The 15190-nt window shown below is 41.1% G+C and carries 13 protein-coding genes; all 13 read left to right on the plus strand.

Features of this window, described 5'->3' with window-relative positions; genetic code table 11:
* Positions 1-318: 318 nt before the first annotated feature.
* The 13 genes from AWW72_RS06280 (at position 319) to AWW72_RS06340 (ending at position 15189) form a co-directional block, all read left to right on the plus strand.
* Entirely contained in the window at positions 319-1023 is a 705-nt protein-coding gene (locus AWW72_RS06280) for a hypothetical protein (RefSeq protein ID WP_062846783.1), read from the plus strand.
* 19 nt (positions 1024-1042) lie between these two features.
* Positions 1043-1546 carry a type VI secretion system contractile sheath small subunit gene (tssB, locus tag AWW72_RS06285; RefSeq protein WP_004771195.1) on the plus strand — a complete coding sequence of 168 codons (504 nt, stop codon included), beginning with the start codon at positions 1043-1045 and terminating at the stop codon, positions 1544-1546.
* Positions 1539-3023: a type VI secretion system contractile sheath large subunit gene (tssC, locus tag AWW72_RS06290; RefSeq protein ID WP_004771196.1), complete on the plus strand. Its 1485-nt coding sequence runs from the start codon at positions 1539-1541 to the stop codon at positions 3021-3023. The genes tssB and tssC overlap by 8 nt, the downstream gene beginning before the upstream one ends.
* A gap of 51 nt (positions 3024-3074) precedes the next feature.
* A complete protein-coding gene (locus AWW72_RS06295; RefSeq protein ID WP_004654761.1) occupies positions 3075-3578 on the plus strand; it encodes an Hcp family type VI secretion system effector in 504 nt (167 codons plus the stop codon).
* 76 nt (positions 3579-3654) lie between these two features.
* Complete coding sequence (gene tssE / locus AWW72_RS06300) at positions 3655-4131, plus strand: type VI secretion system baseplate subunit TssE (RefSeq protein WP_004771197.1); 477 nt, start codon at positions 3655-3657, stop codon at positions 4129-4131.
* Between the two features lie 12 nt (positions 4132-4143).
* Positions 4144-5952 carry a type VI secretion system baseplate subunit TssF gene (gene tssF, locus AWW72_RS06305; protein WP_047432189.1) on the plus strand — a complete coding sequence of 603 codons (1809 nt, stop codon included), beginning with the start codon at positions 4144-4146 and terminating at the stop codon, positions 5950-5952.
* Positions 5916-6911, plus strand: coding sequence for a type VI secretion system baseplate subunit TssG (gene tssG, locus AWW72_RS06310; RefSeq protein WP_062846761.1), 996 nt, complete (start codon positions 5916-5918; stop codon positions 6909-6911). Before tssF ends, tssG begins: the two co-directional genes overlap by 37 nt.
* Entirely contained in the window at positions 6911-8335 is a 1425-nt protein-coding gene (locus AWW72_RS06315; protein WP_005256627.1) for a hypothetical protein, read from the plus strand. The genes tssG and AWW72_RS06315 overlap by 1 nt, the downstream gene beginning before the upstream one ends.
* Positions 8336-8363: 28 nt before the next feature.
* Positions 8364-12173 carry a type VI secretion system membrane subunit TssM gene (gene tssM / locus AWW72_RS06320; protein WP_047432195.1) on the plus strand — a complete coding sequence of 1270 codons (3810 nt, stop codon included), beginning with the start codon at positions 8364-8366 and terminating at the stop codon, positions 12171-12173.
* A gap of 37 nt (positions 12174-12210) precedes the next feature.
* Entirely contained in the window at positions 12211-13170 is a 960-nt protein-coding gene (gene tagF, locus AWW72_RS06325) for a type VI secretion system-associated protein TagF (protein ID WP_005256630.1), read from the plus strand.
* A gap of 2 nt (positions 13171-13172) precedes the next feature.
* The gene (locus tag AWW72_RS06330) at positions 13173-13940 is read left to right on the plus strand and encodes an OmpA family protein (protein ID WP_062846762.1); all 768 of its coding nucleotides are present in this window, start codon (positions 13173-13175) and stop codon (positions 13938-13940) included.
* A gap of 33 nt (positions 13941-13973) precedes the next feature.
* Positions 13974-14504 (plus strand): PAAR domain-containing protein, encoded by a 531-nt coding sequence (locus AWW72_RS06335; RefSeq protein WP_062846763.1) that lies wholly within the window; start codon positions 13974-13976, stop codon positions 14502-14504.
* Positions 14497-15189, plus strand: coding sequence for a hypothetical protein (locus tag AWW72_RS06340; RefSeq protein WP_043972147.1), 693 nt, complete (start codon positions 14497-14499; stop codon positions 15187-15189). Before AWW72_RS06335 ends, AWW72_RS06340 begins: the two co-directional genes overlap by 8 nt.
* The last annotated feature ends 1 nt before the right edge of the window (position 15190 follow it).

A 15190-nucleotide genomic window follows, 5' to 3' on the forward strand; every position in this document is an offset into this window, starting at 1 on the left:
TGGTTGTTTTCTCTTAAAAAATATTTTTTGAATAAAATCAAAAACTTAGCTAAACTCTACACGAGTATACAGATTATTCTACAACAAAAAATGTCACTTTTAAACAAAAAATGCACGCTATTTAAGTTTTTTTTTACAAGAATGTCTGTCATGAAACTTTAATAATGTTAATAAACGTAACTGGTATTGACTTTATGTGTGTTTTTTTTGTTAAATTCGCGGAAATGATGTAAATGTACAAAAATTGACGAGTAAGAGGGTTTTTTAACAATAATTGTCAGCTCTTCAATTATAAGTTAAATAATGACGAGGCATATTTTGAAAAAAGGTATTGTAATATCAATTCTTTGTATAGCGACTGGTTTAATCGGCAATTCAGTTTATGCTGAAGAGCAGGCGGCGAAACCAATTAAATTAAAAAGCAAATGTATTAAACAGAATCCGTTGGTGGCGAACCAAACGGATCAAACGCTATTGGGAATTTATCAACAAGTTTGTGATAAAGATAATGCTTCACGCGTCAATGACCTGTTAGCTCAAGCAGCAATGCGCATGTATGAAATCAAGCAGCCAATGAATGCTTTGAAACTGGCAACACAATTACAAGAGCAAAATGTACGTGGCGCGGCGTTAACCGATGTTGCTTTTCTAGCGAGTGTTGAGCTTGCCAATGAAGCCCTTCAGCATATGCGCTCAAGTGAAATGCGTTACTTAAGTAATGAATTGACTTACCCACCTGCAAAACAGCTGAGTGATGATATCCGTGCGGCGGTACCAGCACCTGATACCTCAACCAGTAAAGCAATTACTGACGAATCTTTGAAAAAAGAGGTTCGAAATACGTCGTCGAATACAAATACTCGACGTACAACAAACAGAAAAGCACCTACAACCCAATCAGCACGTAATAATGTAACTCGTACAGCTGCGCCTAAACGACAGGCGCCTGCAACACCAGCAGTTACTAAACAACCAAATACTGTTCAAAAGACAGGTTCGAATCCTTTTGATTCGTTGAAATAATAAGCAAGGGTAGAAAGTTATGGCAAAGAGAGAAAGCGTACAGAAGAAACTGCAACGCATACGTCCTCCTCGTGTTCAGCTGACATATGATGTTGAAGTTGGTGATGGCAAAGAGTCAAAAGAACTCCCTTTTGTTGTCGGCGTTATGGGTGACTTCTCAGCAGCATCTGAGTTAGAGAAAACCAAATTAAAAGATAAGAAATTTATCAATGTCGACCTCGATAACATTGATGAAGTTATGGAATCACTCGCGCCACGCGCAGCTTTTCAAGTTGAGAATACCTTGACTGAAGAGGGTGGCCGCATGTCTGTTGATTTAACGTTTAATTCAATGGAAGACTTCCGCCCAGAGCAAGTTGTACAACAGGTTGATCCATTACGTAAACTGGTTGCTGCGCGTGAGCGTTTAACTGATTTGCGCAACAAGATTTCAAACAGTGAACGTTTGGAAGACTTGTTAGATGAAGTATTGAAAAATACTGATCAAATCCGTCAATTGAGTGCGGAGGCTGACAATGAGTAATTTACAAGCTGCTGCTGCGGCAAATAATGTAGAAGCTGAATCAGCGAATCTACTTGACTCAATCGTTGAGCAAAGCCGTATTGCACGTAATGATGATGAGCATGTTCGTGCAAAAAGTCTGATTGGCGAGCTCGCGAAAGAAGTGATGGCGGGAACCATTACGGTTTCTGAGAACATGACCCTATCGATTGATAAGCGTATTGCTGAAATTGATGCCTTAATTTCGAATCAGCTTAGCCAGATCATGCACCATGAGCAATTCCAGAAAATTGAATCGACATGGCGTGGTCTTTACTACTTCTGCCAAGAAACACCGTCTAACTCTATGATCAAGATTCGTATGTTAAATACGACGAAAAAAGAGTTGGTGAAAGATTTTCAGGGTGCTACTGATTTCGATCAAAGCACACTGTTCAAAAAGATTTATGAAGAAGAATATGGCTCATTCGGTGGTGCACCGTATGCGGCCCTGATTGGTGATTTCGAGTTCGATCGTACGCCATCAGATATGTATTTACTGGAACAAATCTCTCATGTTGCTGCTGCGGCACATGCACCATTTGTTTCAGCTGCAAGCCCAAGTATTTTAGGCCTTGAATCATTTACTGATATTGATCGTCCACGTGATGTTTCAAAAATCTTTGAAACAGCAGAATACGTTCAATGGCGTTCTTTCCGTGATAGTGAAGATTCACGTTACGTTGCATTAACCATGCCACATGTCTTGGGTCGTCTGCCATACCATCCAAAAGAAGGGACTGCGACTGAAGGTTTCAACTTCATCGAAGATGTCTCTGGTGAAAACCATGATGATTATTTATGGATGAATGCCGCATATGCCTTTGGTACACGTTTAACCAATGCATTTGATATGCATGGCTGGTGTGCTGCGATTCGCGGTGTAGAAGGTGGTGGTTTGGTTGAAGGCTTACCAGTACATACCTTCAAGACTTCAGATGGCGAAGTGGTATTCAAATGTCCAACTGAAATTGCAATTACAGACCGTCGTGAGAAAGAACTGAGTGATCTTGGTTTCATTCCACTCGTTCACTGTAAAAATACAGACTACGCTGCTTTCTTTGGTGCGCAATCGACGCAAAAACCGAAGAAATATGACAGCGATACGGCCAATGCCAACTCTGCACTTTCGAGCCAGATTCAGTACATCATGGCAGTTTCACGTATTGCACATTACTTAAAAGCAATGATGCGTGACAAAGTCGGAAGTTTTGCATCTGCAGGCAATGTTGAAGCCTTCTTAAATGAATGGTTATCTCAATATGTCTTGCTAGATGATGGTGCATCTCAAGAAGCAAAAGCACAATATCCGCTTCGTGAGGCATCTGTAAAAGTTGTAGAAGATCCAGCTCAACCGGGTCACTACAAGTCTGTGGTTTTCTTAAGACCACATTTCCAGCTGGATGAGTTGTCTGTTTCTTTACGACTCGTGACTGAACTACCTCAGTCCTCAAATTAACAATGAGATCAGCTAGATAATAACTTTAAATAAAATAGAGGTAATTTTTAAATGAAAGATATATATGTTGAGTTTCGTGGCAAGTACAAGGTAGACGGAGAATCTCGCGATTCTGAACACAAAGGTTGGCTTGAAGTTAACTCTTGGTCTCATAACATTCGTCAACCAAAATCTGCAACTTCAAGTAGCGTTGGTGGTCATACTGCTGAACGTGTTGAACACTCAGACATGATCTTCGTTAAAGATTTGGATGCAACTAGTCCAAAACTTTGGGAAGCTTGTTCAGCTGGTTACACATTTGATGAAGTACAAATCGATTACTACCGTGCAAATGGTGACAAGCGTATCAAGTACTTACAAATCAAATTGAAACACGTTCTTGTTTCAAGTGTAACTCCAACTGTGAATGAGGAAGGCGTTCCTACTGAAACATTTGGTTTGAAATATGCTGCTGTTGAGTGGACATATAACCAACAAGACATTAACGGTACTGCGAAAGGTGCTGTTACTAAGAAATGGTCACTTTCTAACAACACAGCGTCATACGCTGCGTAATAGAAATCGTGATGTTCTAGTAGAGGTTAATAGTTGCCTATTAGCCTCTATTTTTCCAAGATATTGTTCTTAAAAAATGAATTTAGATCATTTATATCCTTACGGTTTTCGGTCAACTTTGTTTGATCGTCTGGTGCCTGAGCAGGAAGATTATTTAAGAGGAATGTCGATTCAGCAATTACGAGAGTCTGTCGCTCGTGATCTGGAAGACTTGCTCAATAGTCGGATTGCACAATTTGATCGTGATATGGATGAATATCCACTCGCCAAGAAATCTATCTTGCAGTTTGGAATTATCGACTTCGTTGGCCTATCAACAGCCAATCCCCTAGATCGGGATAAGATTTGCCAGTCAATTGAGCAGTCAATTGCAGCACATGAGCCAAGATTGAGACAGATAAAAGTAGAAATGTTATTAGATGGTCACAATATGGGTTCACTTTGTTTAAGCATTCAAGCTTACTTAAACATACATCCTTTATATGAGCCGGTGTTCTTTGACGCTTTACTCAAACCTACAACACAACAATATGTTATTTCTGCCAGAACTTAGTGTGAGCGAACTGTGATAGAGCAACTTTTACCGTATTATGAAAAACAACTACAAGAATTCGGTCAACAATCCAGAGAGTTTGCGCAGAAGTATCCAAAAATTGCGCAGCGACTTTCCTTAAATCAGGAACAGATTGATGACCCGCATATTGAACGGTTAATTCAAGCTTTTTCCCTGATCGCTGCACGTATTGATAAAAAATTAGAAGACAGTTACGACGTATTTACCCATTCTTTGTTTGAGGTGATGTTTCCTCAATATTTACGTCATTTTCCCGCGTGTACGGTTGTTAGCTTTGAAGATATTAATAAACTAAAACAGCTTACGGCTGCCCATATTATTCCGCAAAAAACAGCTTTGAAATCGCGTAGCTTTAAAGGGGTTCAATGCGAGTTTAATACCACCAATGATGTTCGCTTATTGCCGATTTCATTGACGCAGTTAGAGTTTCAAACCTCGCCAAGTACTCACATGCATTTGAACCAGAATGCTACCTTGAGCCTGAAATTTGAAATTTTTAATGATGCACAAAAGTGGATACTGGATGAGAAATTGCCGATTTATCTGGATGCAATTTCGAACTTTCCGTTGCAGGTTCTGGACAGTATTTTCCGTAAGGATACTGGCTTTGCCCTACGTGTTGGGCAGCGCGTGGTAGAAATCAGTAATCCATTTGAAGTGATGGGTTTTACTGAACAGGAAAGCCTGTTACCGATTGATCAGCATACCCATCATGCTTATCGTTTACTGATGGAATATTTTTGCTTCCCTGAAAAATTCAATTATCTGAATCTGGATTTAAGCCGCTTAAAAGGATTGCTTAACCAGCAAAATCAGTTTGAAATCCTGATTCATCTCAAACTGAATTTAAATGATCAGGCGGTGGTACGGAATTACTCTGAACTGAATATCGCAAACTTTAAGTTATTTACCACACCTGCCATCAATCTTTTTGAAAAACAGGCTGAGCCGCAGAAAATTTCCCATACCCAATTACAATATCCATTGATCACCGATGCGCATCATCCTGAGCTTTATCAGGTCTATTCTGTGATTGAAATGAATATGGTGCGTGAGAAAACCAATCAGGAACAAACTCATCTTCCTGTATTGCCATTTTTTGCGATGAGTCATTACCAAAACGATAAAGTACAGTTCTTTTATTCACTGAATTACGTGCCTGCACAAAATAAAACTACACAAATGGGCTATTCAATCGTTTCAAAACATTTGAAACCTTATGAAATTAAATCAGATTTTATTAGTACTCGCTTACTTTGCTCAAACGGTGATTTGCCGCATGAGGCTTTAAGCCAAAGTAATAATATCCTGAATCTGAATGACAGCAGTCTGGCGCGACGCGCATTGATTTTAAAGCGTCCGACATCGCCTTTCCATTTTGACAAAAATAAAAATGAACAGTGGCGTATTATTTCCCATCTTTCACTCAATACTTTAGCATTGATGAAAGGGGATGCCTTGAGTCATGTTAAAGAGCTGTTGGCCTTATATAATTTACCGCATTCAAAAGAAAATATTTTACTCATTGATGCGCTCAAGCAGCTCAGCTTTTCAACCACCAATAAACTGGTGAACTCTAAACCTTTCCCGATGTTTATTCGCGGGGTTAAAGCCGAACTTGCCGTCAACAAGAGCGTATTTAGAGGCCATAGTTTATATATTTTCAGTCAATTGCTTAGCCATATTTTTAATCTGAAAGTTCAGATTAACAGTTTTGTCGATGTGGTCGTGAAAGACAGTCTTAATCAGCAGGAGATATACCAATGCGTGCAGAACGTTGGTGGCAAGACTCTTCTGTAGTCGACCAGATTTTTAAAAAAGCAGGCTCATTTGAGTTTATTCAGTCGACGCGTTTATTACGTCATTTACCTGCACCATCGCGTCAGCAGGACTGGTCTGATGACTTTAAGTTTGGAACGTCATTCAGCCTAAGTTTCCCTGCGACCGAAATTGAAGAGCTGAGCTATCAGGATGAGCGTATTCATTTAACCAATCTGGTGGTCGGCCTCACTGGTACACAGGGCGCACTACCTTATACCTATACCAATAAATTAAAGCAGAGTTCGCGTCAGCAACGTCAGGAAATCAAAGCATTTTTAGGCTTGTTTAACCATAAACTCACGACAAAATATGTTGATGCCAGCATTGCCTATAATCTCCCTGTTCGCTATGAGATTGAGCAAAAAAATCATTATCTCGATATTTTACATGCCTTAAATGGTTATATTCGTTCCCAGCACGAACAGCATGATCTGGATGAATATTTTGCTGAATTTTCTGGCTTGATGCAGGGACAGAATAATACTGCGCATGCTTTGAAAACCATTTTGGGACGTGTCTTTGATACCCAAGTGCAGATTCAGGAATTTATCAAAGAAAAATTCCAGTTGGGCGATGAACAGAAAACCACTTTGGGCGGTAGTCATCCAAGTTTACTGGGCATTAATACTTTCTGCGGGGATACCGTTGAGCAAATTGACGGGAAAATTGAAATTCAAATTGGCCCACTAAGCCGCGAACAATATCTGGCTTTTTTACCGAATCAGCCGCTAAATAAAAAATTAAAAGATCTGATTCAGACTTGGTGTAGTCCGACACTTTTTATTGATGTGCGGTTAATTCTTGATAAAAATGAAATCAGTCCGATTTGTCTGGATTCATCCCATGAAATGGGCTTGGGGCAGGGTGCATTTTTAATGCCATCGGTACAGTTACAACATAACAGTGAAACGCGTTATGCGCTTTTAGGAGCTGCATAATGATCAAGAAAATACTCGCGACTTTAATCACCTGTTTTATTCTGGTTGCACTGATTGTGATCTTCTATTGGAGAGATACGCAATATTTACCTGAATCAGCCGATCTTATCAATTACTTCCTGATTCTGCCTATTGTCATTACATTTGTATTGCTTTCGCCTTGGTTGATTTATAAAGGCTACCAAAAATATAAAGAGAAAAAGCAACAAGCTTTGGCCGCTGAGCAAAATAACAATACAGCAGAAGATGAGCAAGCACCTGTCGCGCAAGAAAGTAAGTGGTTGAATGTTAATTTGTATTCCGCTGCCGCTTATAGTGCATTGGGTGAAAATGATGCCATCCTGACAGGGATTAAAGAATTTGCCAGTCCACAGCTCGATCCACATTTATTGAGCTTTCAGGGATTGCCGATTTTATCCTATCGTATTGAAGAGCTGGATCAGCAAGTCCGTCAGGATGAAGAGGATGAATCGCAGTTTTTATCTATTCGGCAACAGCGGATCATGGCGCTGATTCAGCATCAGATTGAACAGCACAGTGATATTCTAGTTTCTATTTCAGACCATTTAAAACGGTCTAGTCTGTTTTATGAAAGCCAGAATTTGCATGAATATCGTATGCATCCTGCATGGATTGACCCGAGTTTTTCAGGAGAAGAGCACAGTGAAGAGATTCAGATCGAACAGGTTTACCGCTTAGATAAGTTAAATTTACATATTTTGCTGTCTGAGGATGTTGTTCATACATGGAATGACCAAAGTAGTAATGAAATGATCCAGACGATTTTCTATGATCTGGGCATCATTCCACAAAAATTCCATATTGAATATCATTTTATCAGTGCAGCATCGACGGATCAGAATGTGGTCGAGTTAATCGAACGGATTCAAAAGCAGCCCAATGAAATTTCATTGATCATTACTGCAGACTCGGAAATTGATCAGGAAATCGTAGATGAAAAGGTATGGGGCTTGAGTGCCTATACGCCTGCTGAATTTGTCGGTAGTAGTTGTGTGGCGCATCCAGATGTACAGCTGCTACAGCAACAGCCTTTAAAAACGTTAAAGCTGGTCTCTCATCAAAATAATTTAGACCAAATATTCAAAGAGCTAGAAATACATGATTTACCACAATACCAAGATGAAGAACCTTTTGTACTGGTGGTCGAGGATGGCACCGATATCAAGGTGGTCAAAAAGCTGGATCAGTTTTTTGCACAAAGCCCAGTAGAGCAGCATCATTATTTATATTGTAAACCTGCTGCTGGGAATACCCAGAACGTGGCAAAAGTTTTTGGATTGATGTTGGGGGCACATCTTCCAGATCAACAGGTTGCCTTTGTTTATGGACAAAATTTAAAAGCATTTATTCAAACTTTCCCAGAGATCTCACCAGATCAGGAAAGTGTAGCAATTGCTGATTGATTAACTTTATTAAGAATTTGAGAACTCAATGTATACCATTTTAGGTTATCTGTGGCAGTACATCACTAATCCTAAGGCAATCATTGCTTTGTCCTTATTTGTGGCGCTTATTTCTTCATATTCGTCGATTCCGCGTCATATCTTCTGGGCGCTGGCGGCGACTTATGCTTTTGGCCTGATTGTGTATGGAATTTACTGGTTGATCCAGCGAAAACGCCATGCGGAACAAGGTGAGGAACTTGCCAATGCGATTGAGCAGGACAGCAAGGCTGAATACGGACAACAAAAAGATAAAGCCGAACTACAGCTAATCCAGCAGCAGATGAAAGAATCGATCCAGTTGATTCGCAAATCTAAACTGGGCGATAAAAAGGGCAATGCCGCTTTATACGAATTGCCTTGGTATATGGTGATTGGTAACCCAGCCGCAGGTAAGAGTTCGGCAATTTATAATTCTGGATTAAAGTTCCCATTTGAAGAAACCCATCAAAAGATGGTGTCAGCTGGGTTGAGCGGTACACGTAACTGTGACTGGTTCTTCTCAACAGAAGGGATCTTGCTCGATACCGCAGGCCGTTATTCGGTGTACTCGGAAGATCATTCTGAATGGTTGGGTTTCTTAAATATCTTGAAGAAGAACCGTTCTAAGGCACCTGTGAATGGTCTGATCGTGATTGTCAGTATTGCTGAATTGATCAGCCAAAGTCCTGAAAACTCATTGAAACTAGCCAAGAATTTACGTGCCCGTATTCAGGATTTAACCGAGCGACTTGAAGTTGTTGTTCCTGTTTATCTAGTGTTCTCTAAAATGGACTTGATTGCAGGTTTTACGGAGTTCTTCGATTGTTATGAATCACAGGAATACAATCAGGCTTGGGGCGCAACGCTGCCGTATGAGCAAAACTCATCTCAGAATGCCGTCGAATTATTCGAAAAACATTACAGCATTCTTTACGATGGTCTCAAAAGCGTCAGCACCACGCATTTAAGTCGTCGTCATTCGCAAAATATTTCTCCAAGTGTGATGACATTCCCACTGGAATTTAAAACCTTAAAACCTGCATTAAAAAGCTTTATCGGCACTTTGTTTGAAGATAACCCGTATCAGTTCCAACCTGTGTTCCGTGGTTTTTATTTCACTAGTGCTTTGCAGGAAGGCATTATTGAAAGTCCAATGACGGAAAATATTGCACAAGAGTTCCAGCTTCAGCAGATTCAGGCCAATGGTCAGGAGGGCGTGAGTCCATCTCTTGCACCAAATCACGGCTATTTCTTACAAGGTCTATTCTCCAATGTTATTTTGCGAGATAAGGACTTGGTCAAACAGCATATTAATCCTGCGAAAAAGCGTCAGCGCTATATTGGGTTTATTGCAGCACTGGTGGGCGTTTCACTGGTCTTGGGTGTATGGGTGTGGTCATATCGCAATAACCAGCAATTGATTGCAGATGTGCAGGCCGATTTAGATAAAGTGGTGCATTTGGAAAAAGCCTCAGGTCAACAGCTTTCAACCCAGCTTGAAGCTTTACTGATCTTGCAGGAACGCTTGCAACAGCTGGATGAGTTCAACGATCATCGTCCACTCAAATTCAGCTTTGGTTTGTACCAAGGCAATCAGTTGCGTGAGAGCTTAAAAGCAGAATACTTAAAAGGGATCAAGCAGATTGTTCTGACGCCGACCCAACAAAATATTGCTCAGTATCTGCAACGTGTAAAAAATAATGAAGCAACCCTGAAAGCCAACCACGTTAATGTGGAAATCAAACAGGTTGCCAAGACTCAACAATATCTGGAGCCTTCGGACAGTAATCCGCAAGATGCTTATAATGCATTAAAAGCCTACTTAATGATGAGCAATCCAGAATATATGGATAGCAGTCATTTAAGTGATCAAGTATCGCGTTTCTGGCGTTCTTGGCTAGATGCCAACCGTGGTCAGATGCCGCGTGGTGAAATGATTCAGGATGCGGAAAAAATTCTTTCTTATGCCATGACATTGGCAAATCAGGAAGGTTTCCCTGTGCTTGAAACAGACGCGCAAGTGGTTGATCAAACACGTCAGGTACTCTTGTCAGTCATTCGCGGCATGCCAGCACGTGATCGTGTTTATAACGAAATCAAGATGCGTGCAGCAGTCCGTTTCCCTGCGGTGACAGTGGGACAGATCGTCGGTGAGCAAAACCGTTCAATTGTATTGGGCAGCTATGCATTACCAGGTGTGTTTACACAAAAAGCATGGGATGAATATGTTGAAAAAGCGATTGATGAAGCTGCGAATAAACCAACAGACAGTAAAGACTGGGTGTTGAATAGCCGTCAATCTGATGATTTAACCTTCTCTGGTAGCCCAGAGCAGATTCGTAAACAACTGGTTGCATTGTATAAGCAGGAATATGTGACGGAATGGAAGAAGTTTCTGAGCGGTATTTATTATGCCAAAGCCGATCAGTTTAGCCAGCAAGTCAAAACCATTGATATCTTGGGTGAACCACAGAACTCACCAATCCGTACGTTATTGCAGCGTATTGCTATCGAGACCAACTGGGATAATCCGATTGTACAGGCTGAGCTTGCTGTACCTGAAAAAGGTTTTGTGGCTTGGTTCAAGCGAAAAGTATTGAACAACTCGGATGACAAAGCGGCTGCCCAAGCGGTGAATAAAGCGCAGGGTGCGATTTCTCAAGAGTACCAGATGTTCTATCAACTGGTGCGTAAGCGCGATGATTTACAAGATAAATCTCTGTTTGATGAATACATGAATAATCTTGCGCAAGTACGCAGCAAGTTCAATGATCTGAAAACAGCAGGCGAGATTGGCCCAAGCGCGATGGCCTTGGTGAAACAAACCATCAATGACCAAACTTCAGTTTTCAACATCACCCAAAAATATGTGGATGAGAAAATGATGGTAGGTCTTAAAGATACCGATCAGCAGTTATTGCAAAAGCTGTTGATGGGACCGTTGACACAATCATTTGCCAGCTTGATTGCACCGACACAAGATGAGTTAAACAAATTGTGGGGCATTCAGGCGTATCAACCATTCAAAACCAATTTGAGCCAGAAGTATCCATTTAACTCAAGTGTGACTTTGCAAGCAACCAGTAATGAAATTGGTCAGATCTTTGGTGAAACAGGTAGCATTGCACGCTTTGTCAAAGAAGCCTTAGATCCATTTGTGATTCGCCGTGGCTATGTGTTGACTTCTAAAACCTGGAAAGACTTGGGCATTAGTCTGAACCCGCAATTTGTGATGGCATTCCAGCAATATGTCGCACCAATCAATGGTATGGCGACTGGTAGTCTGGATCAGCCAGCCGCTGCACCTGTGTCAAATCAATCGAACTTCCAGTTCTATCCATTACCGAATCCACAGTACTTGTCGTACACCATTGATATCGATGGTCAGCGTATGGTGTTTGAAAATGGCATTCAGCAATGGGTGAACTTCGTATGGCCAAATCAGGGTGCGATTCCTGGTGCGCGTATTACTGCAGTGGATCTTGAAGGTAAGACCCATACCATTTTCGAAGAGCCAGGTGAATATGGTATTAACCGTTTAATCGATGCGGCACAGCGTAAAGAGCAAAATGGTAGCTTTGAAATGACATGGACCAGCAAAGCTGAACCATCGTTAACCTTAAAAGTGAACTTCCGTCTGATTAGCGGTAATAGCTCAGGCAATATCGGCTCAAGCCGTGGTTATGCTGGCCTGCAACTGGTAGATAAAGTGGTGACAGAGAAAGCGGTACGTGTGGTTTCTGCGCAGGCAACACCTGCGGGTGCTGCACCTAAACCACAACCAGCTGCACCTGCTCAGCCGGGGGTAACACCGTAATGTTAGGGACAATCACGGAACATCAGGAGGTGCTGGGATGCAACAAGTAAAGACGACACCTTTGTATTACGGAAAGACACCCGCGCGTGGTGACTTTCTAAAATCCAAAGGACAATATGCGTTGATTCAGGTGCTTGATCAATGGATCACAGAAGCACTTGAACATGCCATGCGCGCGCCTGACTTCAAACAACGTTATGAGTCTTTGCCTGCCTTGGATTTCTTTATCGCCAATCCTGCTGAGCCGATGTTTCTGGCCGCTAACCTGATTGCCAGTCAGGACAGCTCAGGGCGAGCATTTCCGATGGTATTAAGCCAGCTACTGGAAGTTGAACAACCGTATCAGAATCTCTTGCTGGCGCCGTATTATTACAAGTCGGTATTGGTTGATCTGTTTCAGCGTAATCGGGTATTACGCAGTATCCGTGATACCAACATCATGCTGGAAAAGCTGAATAATCTGCCAAACACGGTTCAGTTATTTACGCCGACCGAATGTAATGGTTTCTATGAAAATCATACCATGCACTCATTTGCGCAATTGATGAAGATCAATGTCTATGAACTTGCACAAAGCATGATTGGTCTGGGGCTGTTACTGCAACCGATTTTAAAGAATGGCACCAGTCGCTTAAACAAAGTATTGATCCTGCCGATCAATAATCATATGTATTGCTATGAAATTGCTGCCTTCTGGGTGGGCATGATTGGACGATTCTTAGGAATTAACAATACTGAAATCCTGATTGGTATCTTGCACCGTGAGGAACCGATTCTATTTATTGGTTTTCAGGGCGCAGACATCATGGCATTGAGCGATATCTTTACCCAGAATATGCAGAGTGAACACTGGGTTTCATTGATTCAGGCGCAATGGATCGATGCTTATCTGGAGCAAAATGCTGGCCTAGCTACACTCGAACAATCACTTTGTCAGCGTCAGATGAGCCTTAACCAAGGCTTAAAGCTATTTCGACAAACTTTTTTAGATGAATAAATATGAGAAATAATTCGAAATCTTTATGGGCTGGTTTGGTCTTTGGTTTAACCATCTTCGGCCAGAGTGCAGTGCTGAATGCGGCTCCAATCGTCGTGGAAGGTGTGGTGCCGAACGATGCCAGCAAACAGGCAATTCTGGTCAAGATGCAGTCTGTTTATGGTGCAGATCAAGTGGTCGATAAAATACAAGTTCGTCCAGTTTCAGCGCCAAATGGATGGAGTGATTCCGTAACTCGTGTAATTACACCTGACTTGAAAAAGGTCAAACAGGGGCAATTGCGCGTGAGAGGAACACAGGTTGAATTAACGGGAAAAATGACCGATCCTAATGATATTCAGCCGACTACCAATAATTTTCAGGCTTTAGTCCAGCAACCTTATCGTTTTAATGCACAGCTTTCTGTGAATCAGGCTGAGCAAAAAATTATCGATGATGCACTTAAGAATCGAATCATTGAATTTGAATCAGGCAGTGCAATCCTGACCGCGGCGGGGCAACAGATTCTCGATGAAATGGCGGTGGCTTTAAACAAGGTTGGCGGCAAGAAAGTCAAAATTATTGGACATACCGATAGCTCTGGTGATGCCAATAAAAATACGGTGTTAAGCCAGCAACGTGCTGCTGCTGTACAAAGTTATCTGGTCAGTAAAAGTATCGCTGCCGACCGTTTGAGTACGGAAGGTAAGGGTTCTAGCCAACCCGTTGCTGATAATGCAACAGCAGACGGACGTCGGAAAAACCGTCGAATTGAATTTGAAGTGCTTTAACAGTTTAAATACCTACAGGCGAGGGATGTGATTATGGCAACACCCTATATTGTTGTTGGTTGTCCAACCACGGGCGGTGGACAAGTCATTAGTGGGAACAGTAGCTTTTTGATTGAGGGTATTCCGATTGCCTGTGTGGGAGACAAGGCGACCTGTCCAAAGCATAAAACGGTTGCTACGATTGTGGCGGGTGACCCAAATATGCAGGTGATGGGTAAAGCAGCAGCACGCGTGAATGATCCTTTATCATGTGGTTGCAAGTTGTTGCCGAAGCAGAGTCTAGTGGTTCAGGATAATGCTGGTGGTTCTGGTAGTGGTGCAGACAAATCTTCTGAAAGTAATAATACTAATAACTTCTTAAGTTTAGAGAATTATGGACATAGATTTCAATTAAAAGATCAGATAACGGGGAAGCCTTTAGGTAATATCTGTTATGAAATTGATAAGGGTGGAGAGAAGATTCATGGAACAACTGATAATCAAGGTTTTACTGAGTTAGTTACGAATAAAAATGCGGAAGAAATAAAAATTAGTATTATTTATGAGGAGCACCAACATGGATAAGGACCCATTAACTCAATCAGCTAGGATAATAGTAGCAAATGCAACAGCAAAATTATCAAAACTAAAAAACAATCAACCACCTCCTACAACAGAAATCAAAATTGAAACTAAAAGAAAACTAACTTCTGGTGAAATTAAAATGTGTCAGTTAGTCTTCAAAGATGCAGTAGATTATTCGAAAGTATGGATTCATATAGGAGGTTATTTGCATAGCGCAACTGGAAATGCAATGTCACCTGCTGGTGAAATTTACCTTCCCAAAAAAGCCTATGATAGAAATCCGGATTTTAGTTTAGCTCCTGGAGAAGATAGACACTGGTTCATACATGAAATGACTCATATTTGGCAATTCCAACTAGGTACACCAAATGCTTGGTATGGATTAAAACAACTTTGTAAAGGCGGATATACGTCTTTAGTTGATTCTGCCGATTCTGGTGCGGATGAGTTAAAGGCTTATGATACTGATATCTTAGGGAGAGATGCAGGAAAAAAATTTAATGAATTTAATTTTGAACAACAAGGACGGTTAGTAGAGTTTTGGTTTGATGCATGTTATTTACAAGAGGTTAGACCGGGAAGATTACATCATCAGCGCAGTTTAAAACTTTTAGGTCACATAGAAAGAATCTTGAGAGATTTTATTCTAAATCCATATGATAAATCATTATTGCCGAGATCATAAA

Source organism: Acinetobacter sp. NRRL B-65365, assembly GCF_001605865.1.
GTDB classification, from domain to species: domain Bacteria; phylum Pseudomonadota; class Gammaproteobacteria; order Pseudomonadales; family Moraxellaceae; genus Acinetobacter; species Acinetobacter vivianii.

What these genes read in the sequence shown, in the direction of transcription:
- tssB (WP_004771195.1), top strand. Translation starts at nt 1,043, where the DNA reads ATGGCAAAGAGAGAAAGCGTACAGAAGAAACTGCAACGCATACGTCCT.
- tssC (WP_004771196.1), top strand. Translation starts at nt 1,539, where the DNA reads ATGAGTAATTTACAAGCTGCTGCTGCGGCAAATAATGTAGAAGCTGAA.
- AWW72_RS06295 (WP_004654761.1), top strand. Translation starts at nt 3,075, where the DNA reads ATGAAAGATATATATGTTGAGTTTCGTGGCAAGTACAAGGTAGACGGA.
- tssE (WP_004771197.1), top strand. Translation starts at nt 3,655, where the DNA reads ATGAATTTAGATCATTTATATCCTTACGGTTTTCGGTCAACTTTGTTT.
- tssG (WP_062846761.1), top strand. Translation starts at nt 5,916, where the DNA reads ATGCGTGCAGAACGTTGGTGGCAAGACTCTTCTGTAGTCGACCAGATT.
- AWW72_RS06315 (WP_005256627.1), top strand. Translation starts at nt 6,911, where the DNA reads ATGATCAAGAAAATACTCGCGACTTTAATCACCTGTTTTATTCTGGTT.
- tssM (WP_047432195.1), top strand. Translation starts at nt 8,364, where the DNA reads ATGTATACCATTTTAGGTTATCTGTGGCAGTACATCACTAATCCTAAG.
- tagF (WP_005256630.1), top strand. Translation starts at nt 12,211, where the DNA reads ATGCAACAAGTAAAGACGACACCTTTGTATTACGGAAAGACACCCGCG.
- AWW72_RS06330 (WP_062846762.1), top strand. Translation starts at nt 13,173, where the DNA reads ATGAGAAATAATTCGAAATCTTTATGGGCTGGTTTGGTCTTTGGTTTA.
- AWW72_RS06335 (WP_062846763.1), top strand. Translation starts at nt 13,974, where the DNA reads ATGGCAACACCCTATATTGTTGTTGGTTGTCCAACCACGGGCGGTGGA.
- AWW72_RS06340 (WP_043972147.1), top strand. Translation starts at nt 14,497, where the DNA reads ATGGATAAGGACCCATTAACTCAATCAGCTAGGATAATAGTAGCAAAT.